At 62.1% G+C, this 15,040-nt stretch carries 13 protein-coding genes; 8 read left to right on the forward strand and 5 right to left on the reverse strand.

The annotated features are described in order from the left end of the window. Positions 1 to 48: 48 nt before the first annotated feature. Positions 49 to 1,062 carry a polysaccharide deacetylase family protein gene (locus tag KI235_RS20170; RefSeq protein WP_039012630.1) on the reverse strand — a complete coding sequence of 338 codons (1,014 nt, stop codon included), beginning with the start codon at positions 1,060 to 1,062 and terminating at the stop codon, positions 49 to 51. A gap of 115 nt (positions 1,063 to 1,177) precedes the next feature. Between KI235_RS20170 and KI235_RS20175 the strand changes: the two genes are divergently transcribed. Next, the gene (locus KI235_RS20175; RefSeq protein WP_013693793.1) at positions 1,178 to 2,077 is read left to right on the forward strand and encodes a LysR family transcriptional regulator; all 900 of its coding nucleotides are present in this window, start codon (positions 1,178 to 1,180) and stop codon (positions 2,075 to 2,077) included. Between the two features lie 104 nt (positions 2,078 to 2,181). Continuing rightward, entirely contained in the window at positions 2,182 to 3,507 is a 1,326-nt protein-coding gene (locus tag KI235_RS20180; protein ID WP_085983275.1) for a phosphate ABC transporter substrate-binding/OmpA family protein, read from the forward strand. Between the two features lie 601 nt (positions 3,508 to 4,108). On the opposite strand, the gene KI235_RS20185 is transcribed toward KI235_RS20180, so the two are convergent. Together KI235_RS20185 and KI235_RS20190 are read right to left on the reverse strand one after the other, a co-directional pair. Next, positions 4,109 to 5,347, reverse strand: coding sequence for a M20/M25/M40 family metallo-hydrolase (locus KI235_RS20185; RefSeq protein WP_069971516.1), 1,239 nt, complete (start codon positions 5,345 to 5,347; stop codon positions 4,109 to 4,111). An 85-nt stretch (positions 5,348 to 5,432) separates the two neighbouring features. Beyond that, the gene (locus KI235_RS20190) at positions 5,433 to 6,518 is read right to left on the reverse strand and encodes a diguanylate cyclase (RefSeq protein WP_003203697.1); all 1,086 of its coding nucleotides are present in this window, start codon (positions 6,516 to 6,518) and stop codon (positions 5,433 to 5,435) included. A gap of 296 nt (positions 6,519 to 6,814) precedes the next feature. On the opposite strand from KI235_RS20190, the gene KI235_RS20195 reads away from it, so the two are divergent. The 6 genes from KI235_RS20195 to KI235_RS20220 all read left to right on the forward strand — a co-directional run bounded on the left by KI235_RS20195 (position 6,815) and on the right by KI235_RS20220 (position 14,056). Continuing rightward, positions 6,815 to 7,744, forward strand: coding sequence for an alpha/beta fold hydrolase (locus tag KI235_RS20195; protein WP_003203699.1), 930 nt, complete (start codon positions 6,815 to 6,817; stop codon positions 7,742 to 7,744). A gap of 90 nt (positions 7,745 to 7,834) precedes the next feature. Continuing rightward, positions 7,835 to 9,334, forward strand: coding sequence for a glycolate oxidase subunit GlcD (gene glcD, locus KI235_RS20200; protein ID WP_003203701.1), 1,500 nt, complete (start codon positions 7,835 to 7,837; stop codon positions 9,332 to 9,334). Beyond that, entirely contained in the window at positions 9,334 to 10,392 is a 1,059-nt protein-coding gene (gene glcE / locus KI235_RS20205) for a glycolate oxidase subunit GlcE (RefSeq protein ID WP_114731404.1), read from the forward strand. Before glcD ends, glcE begins: the two co-directional genes overlap by 1 nt. A 161-nt stretch (positions 10,393 to 10,553) precedes the next feature. Then, the gene (glcF, locus tag KI235_RS20210; RefSeq protein WP_212795267.1) at positions 10,554 to 11,774 is read left to right on the forward strand and encodes a glycolate oxidase subunit GlcF; all 1,221 of its coding nucleotides are present in this window, start codon (positions 10,554 to 10,556) and stop codon (positions 11,772 to 11,774) included. A gap of 88 nt (positions 11,775 to 11,862) precedes the next feature. Further along, positions 11,863 to 13,239 carry a VOC family protein gene (locus KI235_RS20215; RefSeq protein ID WP_003203706.1) on the forward strand — a complete coding sequence of 459 codons (1,377 nt, stop codon included), beginning with the start codon at positions 11,863 to 11,865 and terminating at the stop codon, positions 13,237 to 13,239. Positions 13,240 to 13,537: 298 nt separating this feature from the next. Then, positions 13,538 to 14,056, forward strand: a complete 519-nt coding sequence (locus KI235_RS20220) for an Hcp family type VI secretion system effector (protein WP_003203708.1) — start codon at positions 13,538 to 13,540, stop codon at positions 14,054 to 14,056. A 535-nt stretch (positions 14,057 to 14,591) separates the two neighbouring features. On the opposite strand, the gene KI235_RS20225 is transcribed toward KI235_RS20220, so the two are convergent. Both KI235_RS20225 and KI235_RS20230 read right to left on the reverse strand, forming a co-directional pair. Then, positions 14,592 to 14,765: a hypothetical protein gene (locus tag KI235_RS20225; protein ID WP_212795268.1), complete on the reverse strand. Its 174-nt coding sequence runs from the start codon at positions 14,763 to 14,765 to the stop codon at positions 14,592 to 14,594. A 31-nt stretch (positions 14,766 to 14,796) separates the two neighbouring features. Then, positions 14,797 to 15,039: a hypothetical protein gene (locus tag KI235_RS20230; RefSeq protein WP_003203712.1), complete on the reverse strand. Its 243-nt coding sequence runs from the start codon at positions 15,037 to 15,039 to the stop codon at positions 14,797 to 14,799. Position 15,040: the final 1 nt, after the last annotated feature.

Here is a 15,040-nt window from a genome sequence, read left to right on the forward strand (position 1 = left end):
GTTCCTTCGGGTCGATCAAGGGCCGGGGCCCGGTTTTGTAAAAAGGCTTCAGAGCGTTTCGGCTTCACGCACCGACAGCGCACTGGCGAGGGTGTAGCGGGCAATATCGTCCTTGCGCATGAACGTCACGCCCGGGTGGCTTTTGGCGTAACGCAGGAACTCATCCCAGACCCGCACCATTTGCGGCGTGCCGCTGATACGGTCATGGGCGCTGATCGACATCATTCGCCGCCGTGTGCCGGCTTCTTCGTAGAGTTGGTCGAAATCGAGCTTTACCTGCTCCAGGAAGGCCTGGGGCGAATAATGCCGGCCTTCGATCAGCACGATGTCGTTATTGCGCAATGTGTAGGGGACCACTGCGAAGTCCTTGCCATTGACCGATTCGATGAAGGGCTCGTCGCGACTGACGTCATCGATGTGGTAGAGGTAGCCCAGCTCCTGCAGCAACGCCAGGGTATTGGGCCCCCGGCGCAACCAGTTGCAGTTGTAACCGGTGACCGGCTGCCCGGTGACCTCCTGCACCATCTGGGCGGCCTGGCGCAGGAACGTCCGTTCCTCCTCGCGACTCATCGCAAACTGCGAACTCCAACGCGGGCCATGGCCGGCCGCTTCGTGACCGCGCGCAACAATCTCCCGTGCCAGGGACGGCTGGCGCCGCGCCGCTTCGCCGATCATATGGGACGTGACCTTGACGTCATGGCGGTCCCACAAATCCAGCATGCGTGGGATACCTTCCCGATAGCCGTAGGCAAACCAGGTATTGGTCGCCGGATCGGAGGGGACACCGTCAGGGAAATCCACTGGGGGAAACGGGCTGTCGGTCCCCTTGGGCGGTTGCCCTCCGGCTTCGAATTGCATGGAAATCGAAATCACCAAGCGGGTGTCGCCCGGCCAGAAGCCACTCCTGGAAACGCCGACGGCTTTTGTCGAGATACCGGCCTGCGCCGAGCCCGTCGTCAAAAGGTCCCCCGCCGCCAGCAACGCAGCACCAGCGCTCGCCTGGGCCAGGAAGGTCCTGCGTTCGGGGTTGTGAGTAGCATCGGGTACCTCGGAAATGGCCATGGCGGACTCCTGGAAAAAACACTGAAGTGCAATCGTCTGAGGCACTAAGGTATGCCTTGCGTGTTTTCCTGATAATTGATCCACTGGCGAAAATACATTTCGGAATTACCGAATAATGTTCCTGAAGAACCTCGAGCTTTTTCTACTCATCGTTGAGAAAGGTGGACTCTCTGCTGCCGGCCGGGAGGTGGGGCTGTCCCCCGCTTCGGTCTCGGAACGGCTCGCCACCCTGGAAACCTACTACGGCGCCACCCTGCTCAATCGCACCACGCGTGCGATCAGCCTGACCGACGAAGGCAAGTTGCTGGTCGAAGGGGCCCGCCGGTTACTGGCCGAAGCCGGCGAGTTGCACAGCAGCATTCGCGCCGGCACCCAAACCCTCAGCGGGCCGATTCGCATGAGTGCCCCGCAAGATTTGGGACGCCAATACATCGACCCCATCCTGTCGCGATTTCTCGATGAGCATCCAGATGTCAGCCTGGATTTGGACCTGGGCGACGGCTACGTGGACCTGGTCAGCCAGGGGCTCGATTTTGCCATTCGCTATGGCGCCTTGGCCGACAGCTCACTGCGCGCCAGGCCCTTGGGGGAAAACCGTCGCGTGGTCTGTGCCGCGCCCACTTATCTGGCGCGTCATGGCACGCCAACGCACCCCACCGAACTGACCCGACACGAATGCCTGGTGATGCGCCTGGGCATCAATACGGCGCGGGAATGGACCTTCAGCCGACGCGGCGAGGTGCATCGCGTGTTGGTCCAGGGTCGGCGAATCGCCAATGACGGCGGCCTCGTACGCCAGTGGTGCCTGGAGGGACACGGCATCAGTCTCAAGTCGATCTGGGATGTGCGCGACGATCTCAAGAGCGGGCGGTTGGTGGAGTTACTCCCGGAGTTCACGGCCGGCAGCACGCTACTGCAGATCGTCTACCCGACTGCCCGCGTCCAACCCAAGCGCGTGAGGGCGTTGATCGAACATCTGGTGACCGAGCTGGCAGCAATGGAGTCCGGCGCTTAAGAACGCAATCGCCCTGTCATCGTTTAGTCATCTGCCTGACTTATTCTCCCGGCACTTCCCTGGGTTCTGAAGGTGTCGGCATGCGTCTGTGCGTGGTCTGGATAATGGCGTTGTGGCTGCCGTTGGCGATCTGCGCTGAACGCGAGCCTGTTCCCGGCTTGCCTCTTCCAGAATCCGGCCCGGCCCTGCGCCTTCAAGGCTCCAATACCATAGGGGCAACGCTCGGCCCGGCGCTGGTCAAAGGGCTGATGGAAAGCCAGGGGCTGCTCAAAGTGAGCGCCGAAATCACCGGCACAGACAATGAGCAGCGGATCGTCGGCCAGACCACTGACGGTCGGCGAGTGGAAATCGACATTGCCGCCCACGGCTCCAGCACCGGTTTCGCCGCCCTCAAGCAGGGCAACGCCGACCTGGCCGCCTCTTCACGACCGATCAAGGACAGTGAACTGAAGGAACTGTCGTCCCTGGGCGACCTGAAAAGTCCCACCGCCGAGCAAGTCATCGCCATTGATGGCCTGGCGATTATTCTTCATCCGCAGAACCCATTGCGTCAGCTCGATACCGTGCAACTGGCGCGGATATTCAGTGGCGAGGCGAAAACCTGGGAAGCCGTGGGCGGTGCTGGCGGGCCGATTCATCTTTATGCCCGGGATGAACAGTCCGGCACCTACGACACCTTCAAGGAACTGGTCCTCAGCCGACAGGGAAAACGGCTGGATCCTACAGCACGGCGCTTCGAATCCAGCGAACAGTTGTCCGACGCTGTCAGCCAGGACCCGCAAGGCATCGGCTTCATCGGTTTGCCCTATGTGCGCCAGGCCAAGGCACTGGCGATTGTCGACGGTGATTCCCAACCCATGTTGCCGTTGAACAACCTGATCGCCACCGAGGACTACCCCTTGTCCCGGCGCCTGTTCTTTTATTTGCCACCCCAGGCGACCAACCCGTGGGCCGAGGCGCTGGTGGCGTTCACCCAAAGCGAGCAGGGCCAGACCATCGTCGCGGCCAATGGATTCATCGCCCAAACCGTCCAGGCCATGGCCGTCACGCCGAATGCATTGATGCCCGAGGGTTACCAGGCCCTGAGCCGCCACGCCCAACGCTTGACCGTGAACTTCCGCTTCGAAGAAGGTAGCGCCAGCCTGGACAACAAGGCCCACCAGGACCTGGGCCGCGTGCTCGACTATATAAAGCAGCATGGCAAAACCGACCGGCGTGTGACCCTGGTGGGGTTTGGCGACGCCAAGGACGACCCGGCGCGGGCCGACCTTCTGTCCAAACTGCGGGCCATGGCGGTGCGGCGCGAACTGGTCAAATACGGCGTGGCGCTGCGAGAGGTACGGGGGTTCGGCGCATTGATGCCGGTGGCGGCCAACAGCGAGGATGCAGGACGGGTCAGGAATCGACGGGTTGAGGTTTGGGTCTACTGAACCAGGTCAAACGGCGCAACACAAATCCCTGTGGGAGCAAAGCTTGCTCGCGATGCAGACACCTCGGTTCGCCAGGAGACCGCGTCATCTTCATCGCGGGCAAGCCTTGCTCCCACAGCGGGACGCTGCGACATTTCGCTAAATTCCCTCACTACAAAAGCCTGGATGTTTATCACATTAGCCTCGGGGTAGGACCGAGCCACATCGTCTTGCGCCGTTACCTACAACTACGCCAGAATCCGCCGGCTTGCGCGCCTTGAGGCCAGGGCTTTATCGTTTCCGGGTCGCTGACGAATCAGCAATCGGGTTTGGTAGCCCGGGTAAAACTAAGGCGCACGGCTCCGGCATATTTATTATGGCGGCTGTGCGCGGGGCGCCCTTGTGGCGCGCTGGGTTTGCCTTGGTACCCGGTCTACCAACCTGCGTATAGCCGCCACCGAACGATCGAAGCGGCGCAACACAAATCCCAGTGGGAGCAAAGCTTGCTCGCGATGCAGGCACCTCGGTTCCCCAGGAGACCGCGTCATCTTCATCGCGGGTAAGCCTTGCTTCCACAGCGGGACGGTGCGATGTTTCGATCCTTTAAAAAATGGGCAGCGCTTTACCGCCCCGCCAACTCCATGATCATCCGCGACAACAGATAAATCCTTGGCACCACACTCTCGACTTCGGCGTATTCCTCCGGCGTATGGATGTTGCCGCCAACAATGCCAAAGCCATCCAGCGTCGGCGTACCAACCCCGGCCGACAGGCTGGCATCCGCCGCCCCACCGCTACCTTCTTCAGTGAGTTTGCGCCCCAGTTCGCCATAGATGCCTTGGGCCATGGCCATCAACCGGTCCGACTCCGCCGTCTGCGGCATCGGTGGCAAGCCACGCTTGAGGCTGGTGGTGACTTCGGTGTCGGCGATCAACTTGTCCTGCGACACCCGGGCCAGGTCTTTTTCGATGCGGTCGAACTCTTCCGGCACCGCTGCCCGCACATCCGCCTTGGCGCTCGCCTGGTCGGGAATCACGTTGGTCCGGTCGCCGGCCTTGATCACCGTGAAGTTGATGGTGGTTTTCTTTTCCGCGTCGCCGAGCTTGCCCAGTTGCAAGATCTGATGCGCGGCTTCCATCGCCGCATTGCGCCCCAACTCCGGCGCGACACCGGCGTGAGACGCCTTGCCCTTGACCTCCACCAGCGCCGTGGCACTGCCCTTGCGCCACACCACCAGACCATCGGCCGGGCGCCCCGGCTCGAGGTTGAGCGTCACGTCATGGGCCTTGGCGGTTTTCTTGATCAGGTCGGTGGCGGCGTCCGAACCGGTTTCTTCGCTGGCGTCGAGCAGGAAAGTAATCTGCGCGTAGTTCTTGAAGTCCAGGTTCTTGAGCACCTTCAAGGCGTAGATCCCGGCGACGATGCCGCCCTTGTCATCCATCACCCCCGGCCCGTAGGCCCGGCCATCCTTGATGTGGAAGGGACGCTCGGCGGCCGAACCTTCCTTGAACACCGTGTCCATGTGCGCCATCAGCAGGATTTTTGCCTTGCCGGTGCCCTTGAGGGTCGCCAGGATGTGCTGGGTGCCGTCCGAGTTAGGCACCTTTTCGATGGTGGCGCCCAACTTCTGCAATTCATCGATGGCAATGTCACCGACCTGGGTCAGCCCCGGCACATAGCCTGAGCCGGAGTCGATGTTCACCAAGCGTTCGAGCAGTTTCAGGGCCTCGCCCTTGTTCTGTTCGGCGTCGCTCAGGACTTGTTGATGGGGCTGCGCGAAAGCAACGGGAGCAAAGGCGCCGAGGGCCAGGCTCAGGCCAAGACTGACGGCCAGACGGGAGCGAAGAGCGGTCATCATCATGATTTCATCCTTGTTCCGTATCGAAAGAGTGCCAGAGGCACCCTACCCGACAATGGGTCAAGGCTCTAGACCGCAGGTGGCCACCTCAGGGAGAAATGGCCGATACCTCCAACACCTGCCGATGCCGGTAACACGTGACCCGGTTGCGCCCGCCGGTCTTGGCCTCGTAAAGCGCCTGGTCGGCATCATTGAGCCAATGGGTCGCATCGCCATAAGCCGGGTTGAAGGCCGCCAGGCCAATACTCAGGCTCACCTTCAGCGCCGGGTTCTGTTCATAGCTGAGCGTCGCAAAGCGCTCGCGCAAGCCGTCCATGGCCTGCACGGCGTTGTGAAGCGTCAGGTCCGGCAGAATCACACAGAACTCGTCCCCGCCATAACGCCCGACCACATCGGCGGCGCGCAGGTTTTGCTTGAGCATCTTGCCAAGCTGGCGCAGCACAATGTCGCCGGCGACATGGCCATAGGTGTCATTGATGGCTTTGAAATGATCGATGTCGATCAGCGCAATCGCGCCGCGCCCTGCCCCGTCATTCGGGTGACGCTGGCAGCGCTGGAACTCCTCGTTGAGGCGATCTTTCCAGGCACCATGGTTAAGCAAACCAGTCAGGCTGTCGGTGCGACTCAGGGCCAGCAACTCGCGTTTCTGCCGGCCCAGAATGTAGGCCTGGCGATAGCAGAACCAACCCAGCGCCATCGGATACAGGCACAGCAACGGCAAACAAGCATAGATCTGCGCCGGGCTGGTCATGGGCACGCTGGTCAGCGGGAAGATCAGCACGCCCACGACAATGCCGGCCACTTGGGCCAAGGCCCCAATGAGCAGGAAACGCAGGCCACCAATGGCGACATTGTTCATCGCCATCATCGCCAGCGTGACGGCTGCGGGCAGCGGGTTGAACTGCATTGCCGCGACCCAGAAGCCGCCAAGCGCCGCATCGATCAATAAGTTGATGTGTTCGGCTTGGTACGGCACCGAGCAACGCCGGGCCCACCCGTAGGACAAGTGTGGCCAGAGCAGGCCGTTGAACAGCATGAAACCCCAGACCCACGGCGCCGGCTCGAGGGGAAAGACGGCAGCACTCACCAACAGCAACCCCAGCGTCAGGCCCAGAATGCGCGATATATAAAGCCTCCTGGCCAGCGTCCGTCCCTTTTTTCCCGTTTTTTGCATAGGAACCTCTGCACCGCGGGCTTCCCAAGTCGTTGGGACGGGGGGTAGCTTGGAGTCTATCAGGGCGGCATCAAATAGCCACCACTGAATGAGGGGGTATTTATTCTCCTTCAAATGTCGGGCCCTGCCGCGGATCTTGGCTATACATGAGTCATCCGGCGGCTGTCATAGCAAGTAGCAAAGCAAATGCGCCATGTCATCGCGATGTGCTCGGGTTTCAGCTTCACTTAAGAATATCTGGCCCGTCGGCTCAGACTGGCCGATCACATTCTGTCCTGACCCATGGGGGGCAAAACATGCTGGTGTTGTGGGTAGTCCTTGCCGTGTTTATCGCCTGGAGCTGGTTGACATATCCAGGCATCGGCCATGTGCTGTACGACATGGGCATGGCGCTGGAGGCACGTCTCTACCGGTTGCACAAGATCACCGTCCCCATCAGCGAGATGACCGTATCGACCTGGCAAGGCGGGCCCTATGAAGCGTCCGGCAGCATCCTGATGCTGCATGGCTACAGCGCCGACAAGAATCTCTGGCTGCGCTTCGCCCGACATTTTGTCGGCGACTACCGGGTGGTGGTGCCCGACCTGGCCGGCCATGGCGAAACCGGCTTCAAGGCCGGCGGCGGCTATGACATCCCGACCCAGGCCCGGCGGGTCATCGAGTTGCTCGACGCCTGTGGCCTGGACAAGGTCCATGTGATTGGCAATTCCATGGGCGGTTACCTCGCCGCATGGCTGGCGGCCACCTCGCCCGAGCGCGTGCTGACCCTGGCGCTGATCGATCCGGCCGGCGTCACCGCGCCCCAGGCCAGCGACATGGAACGCCACCTGGCCGCCGGGCATAACCCGTTCCTCGTCGACTCGCGGGACGATTTCGCGCCGTTCTACGCAATGACCATGGCCTCCCCGCCCTGGGTGCCCAGCGTGGTGCTGGCGGCAATGGCCGAACGTTACGAACAGCGCCGCGAGGAACTGGCGGAGATCTTCGTCGATTTTCGCGCCAGCCCGCCGATGGAACCGCGCCTGGCCGACATCCGCGCCCCGTCGCTGCTACTCTGGGGGCGCAAGGACAGGTTGATCGACGTCAGCAGCGTGCCGGTGTGGAGCAAGGGCATCGCCGATTTGCGGGTGGAAATCTGGGACGGTATTGGCCACATGCCCATGGTCGAACGACCGGGAAAAACCGCGGCGCTGTACCGGGAATTTCTCAAGGGGCTGGGGCAGTGACGGCGATGCGAAAATAACAAAATGAATCCCTGTGGGAGCGAGCTTGCTCGCTCCCACAGGGATTCGAGCCGACTCAGAGGTATCGACTTCATGAACATCCTCTACGACGAACACCTCGACGGCCCCTTGCCCAAGGTGGACAAACAGGCGCTGCTTCAAGCCTTGCAGGCACAGGTTCCAGACCTGGACATCCTGCATCAGGAGGAAGATCTCAAGCCCTACGAATGCGATGGCCTGTCGGCCTACCGCACCACGCCCCTGCTGGTGGTACTGCCCAAGCGAGTCGAGCAGGTGCAAGCGCTGCTCAAGCTCTGCCATGGGCTGAATGTGCCGGTGGTCGCCAGGGGTGCCGGGACCGGCCTGTCCGGCGGCGCCCTGCCCCTGGCAAGCGGCGTGTTGCTGGTGATGGCGCGGTTCAACCAGATCCTGCACATCGACCCCGACGCCCGCACCGCACGTCTTCAGCCCGGTGTGCGCAACCTGGCGATCTCCCAGGCGGCGGCGCCGTTCGGGCTGTATTACGCGCCGGATCCCTCGTCGCAGATCGCCTGTTCCATCGGCGGCAACGTCGCGGAAAATGCCGGCGGCGTGCACTGCCTCAAGTACGGCCTGACGGTGCACAACCTGTTGAAGCTGGAAATCCTCACCATCGAAGGCGAGCGCCTGACCCTCGGCAGCGAAGCCCTGGACTCGCCGGGCCTGGACCTGCTGGCGCTGTTCACCGGTTCCGAAGGTTTGCTGGGGGTGATCACCGAAGTGACGGTCAAACTGTTGCCCCGGCCCCAGGTCGCCAAGGTGCTGCTGGCCAGTTTCGATTCGGTGGACAAGGCCGGGCGAGCGGTAGCCGACATCATCGCCGCCGGGATCATCCCCGGCGGCCTGGAAATGATGGACAACCTGGCGATCCGCGCCGCCGAGGACTTCATCCACGCTGGTTATCCGGTGGAGGCCGAAGCGATCCTGCTGTGCGAACTGGACGGGGTAGAGGCCGATGTCCATGACGATTGCGAACAGGTCCGCCAGGTGTTGGAGCAGGCCGGGGCCACCGAGGTGCGCCAGGCGCGGGACGAGGCCGAGCGGCTGCGCTTCTGGGCCGGGCGCAAGAACGCCTTCCCGGCGGTGGGTCGCCTGGCGCCGGATTATTACTGCATGGACGGCACCATCCCGCGACGTGCCCTGCCCGAGGTACTGCAGCGCATCGCCAGCCTCGGTGCCGAGCATGGCCTGCGCGTCGCCAACGTTTTTCACGCCGGTGACGGCAACATGCACCCGCTGATCCTGTTCGATGCCAACCAGCCCGGCGAACTGGAGCGCGCCGAAACCCTGGGCGGGAAAATCCTCGAACTGTGTGTCCAGGTAGGTGGCAGCATCACTGGCGAACACGGTGTCGGCCGGGAAAAAATCAATCAGATGTGCACGCAATTCAACAGCGACGAACTGAACCTGTTCCACGCGGTGAAAGCAGCATTCGATCCCCAAGGCCTGCTCAACCCCGGCAAGAACATCCCCACCCTGCACCGCTGCGCCGAATTCGGTGCCATGCACATCCATGGCGGACAACTGCCGTTTCCTGAACTGGAGCGTTTCTGATGAGCCGCGAAGCCGACCAGGACGCCAGCCACCTGCTGCTCGAACAGGTCAATCGCGCCCGGGCCGACGCCACGCCGCTGCGCATCCAGGGGTCCAACAGCAAGGCTTTCCTGGGGCGCGAAGTGGCCGGCGAAGTGCTGGACACCCGCGTGCATCGTGGCATCGTCCACTACGACCCCACCGAACTGGTGATCACGGCCCGGGCCGGCACCCCGCTGCGGGAACTGCTTGCCGCCCTCGACGCCGCCGGGCAGCGGCTGCCCTGCGAACCGCCAGCATTTGGCGATGACGCCACGGTCGGCGGCATGGTCGCCGCCGGGCTGTCGGGGCCGCGTCGACCGTGGGCCGGTTCGGTGCGCGACTTCGTCCTGGGCACGCGGCTGATCAGTGGCCACGGCACGTTGCTGCGTTTCGGCGGCGAGGTGATGAAAAACGTCGCCGGCTACGACCTGTCGCGCCTGTTGGCCGGCAGTTTCGGTTGCCTGGGGGTGATCACCGAAGTTTCCTTGAAGGTCCTGCCCAAGCCCCGTCACAGCCTGAGTATCCGCCTGGAACTGGACAGCACCGAGGCCCTGGAAAAACTCGCCGAATGGGGCCGTCAGCCCCTGCCCATCAGCGCCGCCAGCCATGACGGCGACTGCCTGCACCTGCGCCTGGAGGGTGGCGAAGGCTCGGTCAGCGCCGCTCATCAGCGTTTCGGTGGCGAGGTGATCGACGATCAATACTGGACGGCACTCAATGAACATCAGTTGGCCTTCTTCGATGAAGGCTTGCCGCTGTGGCGCCTGTCGCTGCCCAACCATACCGGGCCGCTCACCCTGCCCGGCGCGCAGTTGATCGACTGGGCCGGCGCCCAACGCTGGTTGAAAACCGAGGCCGACACGGTGCAAACCCTGGCCCATGAAGTCGGTGGCCATGCCACCTGCTATCGTCAGGGTGCCAGCGACACACCGTTCCAGCCACTGGCCCCGGCGCTGCTGCGCTATCACCGGCAGCTCAAGGCCCAGCTCGATCCCCTGGGGCTTTTCAACCCTGGTCGGATGTATCTGGAGTTCTAGTGTCCTGTGTCGCAAATGCGTTCCTTTTTGACGAGTGGCTGTTGTCGTCAGGCAAGGCGCCGCGACGAGTCATAGCCCGCTATGGCGAGGAGCGGCAACGCAGCATGACGACAACAGACGCCGTCAAAAAGAAACAGCATTTGTGATACAGGACACTACCTATGCAGACTCGGTTCAGTGAGGAAAGCAAAAATCTACCCCGCGCCGAAGAAGCCGAACGGATCCTGCGCAGCTGCGTGCATTGCGGCTTCTGCAATGCCACCTGCCCCACTTACCAATTGCTCGGCGATGAACTGGACGGTCCGCGCGGACGCATCTACCTGATCAAGCAAGTGCTCGAAGGCCAGCCGGCGACGGCCAGCACCCAACTGCACCTGGATCGCTGCCTGTCCTGTCGCAACTGCGAGACCACCTGCCCGTCCGGCGTGGATTACCACAACCTGCTGGACATCGGCCGGGCGGTGGTCGACCAAGCCGTGCCGCGTCCCGCCGGCCAACGCGCGCTGCGCCTGGGGCTGCGAAGCCTGGCCGCCAGCCCCGATCGGTTCAAGGCCCTGCTGCGTCTTGGAGCGATCTTCCGTCCGTTGCTGCCAGCGAACCTGAGCGCCAAGTTGCCCCGCCCTTCCCCTCCTCACGGCGAGCGCCCGCCTCTGCGGCATCGACGTACGGTGTTGATGCTCGAAGGTTGCGTGCAACCGGGCCTGTCGCCCAACACCAATACCTCGGCAGCACGAGTGCTGGATCGACTCGGCATCAGCGTGATCACCTGTGCGCAGGCCGGCTGCTGCGGCGCCCTGGATTATCACCTCGACGCCCAGGCCACTGGGCTGGATCGCGCCCGGCAGAACATCGACGCCTGGTGGCCACACCTGGAAAACGGCGCTGAAGCCATCGTCCAGACGGCCAGCGGCTGTGGCGCATTCATCAAGGACTACGGGCACCTGCTGGAGCATGACCCGGCCTACGCCGCCAAGGCCAGGCAGGTGAGTGAGCGGGCGCTGGACCTGGTGCAAGTGCTCGGCAAGGAACCGCTGGAACAGATCTGCGCGGCCAGGAACCAGCGCATTGCCGTGCATTGCCCCTGCACCTTGCAGCACGCGCAGAAACTCGCCGGCAGCATCGAGGCGCTGCTGACGCGGCTGGGTTTCAACCTCACCGAGGTGCCCGACGGCCATTTGTGTTGCGGCTCGGCCGGCACCTATTCGCTGACCCAGCCGGCCCTGGCGCGGCAACTGCGGGATAACCGCCTCAATGCGCTGGAAAGTGGCCAGCCGGAGTTGATCGTCACTGCCAACGTCGGCTGCCAGAACCACCTCGACGGCGCCGGTCGCACGCCCGTGCGGCACTGGATCGAGCTGGTGGATCAGTCCCTGGCAGAATGAAGTCCTGAAGATTCTTCGTTTGCCGGGGCCGGCGAAGGCTGCGATCTTTCGTCCATCTTTCCCACAGCCCTCGCCAGGAATTCTTACGATGAGCTTCGTCAGCCCCGACCTGATCCGCCAACGCTTCTCCAGGGCGATGTCCGACATGTACCGCGACGAGGTGCCGCTGTATGGCGCCCTGATGAAGCTGGTGGAGCACACCAACGCCCAGGTGCTGGCCGAAGATCCGGTCCTGGCCGCACACCTGCGCAGCACCGGCGAACTCGAGCGCCTGGACCTGGAACGCCACGGCGCGATCCGCGTCGGCACCGCCGCCGAGCTGGCGACCCTGGGGCGTCTGTTCGCGGTCATGGGCATGCAGCCGGTGGGCTACTACGACCTCACGCCTGCCGGGGTGCCGGTGCATTCCACCGCCTTTCGCGCCGTGCACGAAAGCGCGTTGCAGATCAGCCCGTTTCGGGTGTTCACCTCGCTGCTGCGCCTGGAACTGATCGAGAACGCCGAGCTTCGGGCCTTTGCCGAGTCGGTGTTGGACAAACGACAGATCTTCACCCCCAGGGCCCTTGAGCTCATTGACCTGGCCGAACGCCAAGGTGGCCTGACGGAAGCCCAGGCTGAGGACTTCGTCCTACAGGCCCTGGAAACCTTTCGCTGGCACCACAGCGCCACCGTTACCGCCGAACAGTACCGACAATTGAGCGCCCAGCATCGCCTGATCGCCGACGTGGTGGCGTTCAAGGGCCCGCACATCAATCATCTGACGCCGCGCACCCTGGACATCGACATCGTCCAGGCCCGGATGCCCGTGCACGGCATTACCCCCAAGGCCGTGATCGAAGGCCCACCCCGCCGCCAATGCCCGATCCTGCTGCGCCAGACCAGTTTCAAGGCACTCGACGAACCCGTCGCCTTCACCGACCAGCCACAGTCCCAAGGCAGCCACAGCGCCCGCTTCGGCGAAATCGAACAACGCGGTGCCGCCCTCACGCCCAAGGGCCGCGCGCTCTACGATCAATTGCTGAACGCCGCGCGCGACGCGCTGGGAGAGTTTCCCAACGAAGCCAACGCCGAACGCTACAACCGGCTGATGGCCGAACACTTTGTCGAATTCCCTGACAACCACGACGAACTGCGCCGACAGGCATTGGCGTACTTCCGCTATTTCGTCACCCCCAAGGGCCTTGCCGCCAAGGGCACACTTGAGCAAGCCGTCTCCCTGGAGCACTTGCTCGAGCAGCAATACCTGCGCGCCGAACCCTTGGTGTACGAGGACTTCCTGCCCGTCAGCGCCGCCGGCATTTTCCAGTCGAACCTCGGCGATGCCGCCCAGAGTCATTATGCCGGCCAGTCCAATCGCCAGGCCTTCGAAGAGGCGCTGGGACGAGCGACCATCGATGAGCTGAGGCTGTACGCCCAGACGCAACAGCGCTCCATCGATGAGTGCCGGTCTGCATTGCGCGTGTAGGAATAAGCTGAAGGGCAAAACGGCAAAAAACTGCCTGAGAGGCGTGCGCGCAGCGCGCCTTTCTCAGCCACCCGGCCCGGGTATCGCGGTGTCTGATCGGGCCGCGAGGAACTGCAATGGGCCGAGCAAACCTCTGAGCGATTTCTCGCTTGCCTGCAGGGAGGCGCTTCCCGATAGAAGATCAACCTATTGATATATATAGATTTTTAAAAAATGGCATAGCTCTTGATATCCGTGAGGCCACCTCGGGGCGACTCCCGTCCCAGGCCCTATCGTTATCCAGGAAGGAGAGCATCCATTGGCTACCCCCGCGTACATGTCCGTTAAAGGCACTAAACAAGGCCTGATCACTGCCGGTGCGTTTACCGCCGATTCAGTGGGCAACACCTATCAAGAGGGTCATGAAGATCAGGTCATGGTGCAGGCTTTCGAGCACCAAGTGACCATCCCTCGCGACCCTCAATCCGGTCAGCCAACCGGTCAGCGCATACACAAACCCCTGACCATCACCAAGGTATTCGACAAAGCCTCGCCACTGCTTCAGGTCGCCCTGACGAGCGGCGAACGCCTGGAGGAAGTCAAGATCCAGTGGTACCGCACTTCGGCCGCAGGCACCCAGGAGCACTACTACACCACCACATTGGAGGACGCGATCATCGTCGATATCAAGGACTACATGCTCAACTGCCAGAACCCGGAAAACTCACACTTCACCCATCTGGAGGACGTGCACTTCACGTATCGCAAAATCACCTGGACCCACGAAGTCAGCGGTACCTCGGGCTCCGATGACTGGCGCTCGCCGGCCGCTGGTTGAATCGGAGGCAGCCACTCACGCATCGGCCAATTCTGCAGGTCGATGTGCAGTTGAAAATAATCGATAGTTGTTGATTCAGGGTGGTGTTCGCCCAGTGCGATGGCCTCGGCAATCCATGCACTGGTAAAGAGCCTGACACTGGGCGAACGCGAATAATAATAATGGAACTTTCCGAATATGTCCGCGCGCCCGTTTAAATAATTATTCATTGTTACAACTATCTCCGCGATCTCTGCAGAAGCTGGCGAAGCCTGCGATCTTTTGATCTTTCGCTTGAGATTCAAGTGTTTGGGGAAAGATCGCAGCCTCGTTGCACTCGACAGCTCCTACGCCGCTCCTCCGCGGCTCCTACACAGCAAAGCGTGAGCCAGCTCCCTCGCCATGATTTTGTGTTTGGACGGCACCGCTACATAGCGCTGTACAGCAGCTATACAAAAACAAGAATAAGTACAAAAGTTATCTGCCGCGAACACATCCAAACAAAGTTAAACAGTCATTAAAAAACTTTTTTTAATGCCGGTCGACGTGACAAACCTCAGCCACGCCGACCGGTTTTCTGCGCATCGGTATCCCCTGCCTCAGGGTCACCGTGCTGTTGTTTACGCTTGGCCGGGTCATTGGGCCGCAAGGCATCGTTATCGCGTTCCACTTCACCGGGCAATGCCGGGGCGTCGGGGTTTTGCCGGGTTTGATCGGGGTGGTGCTGCATGGCGAACTCCTTGAATCTTTCAGGCCTGGGATCAGGCGTCGGGGTCGGCGACTTCTTCAGCGACGTTGGCATCCGGAGAGCGCTGGTGCAGTTGTTCGGCCTTGGTCTTCAAGATCTGCCACTGCGCCAGGTCGATGGCGCCCTGACCGAACAGGTCATTGGCCACCCGCATCAGTTCGGTGAAGTGAGCATCGGGGGACTGCTGCCAGTAGGCCTTGTCGTCGAACAATCGCTGCCAATCGGCCAGCGACGGAAGTTTGAGGTCATCGCTCATG

Source organism: Pseudomonas sp. St386 (assembly GCF_018325865.1).
GTDB classification, from domain to species: domain Bacteria; phylum Pseudomonadota; class Gammaproteobacteria; order Pseudomonadales; family Pseudomonadaceae; genus Aquipseudomonas; species Aquipseudomonas brassicacearum.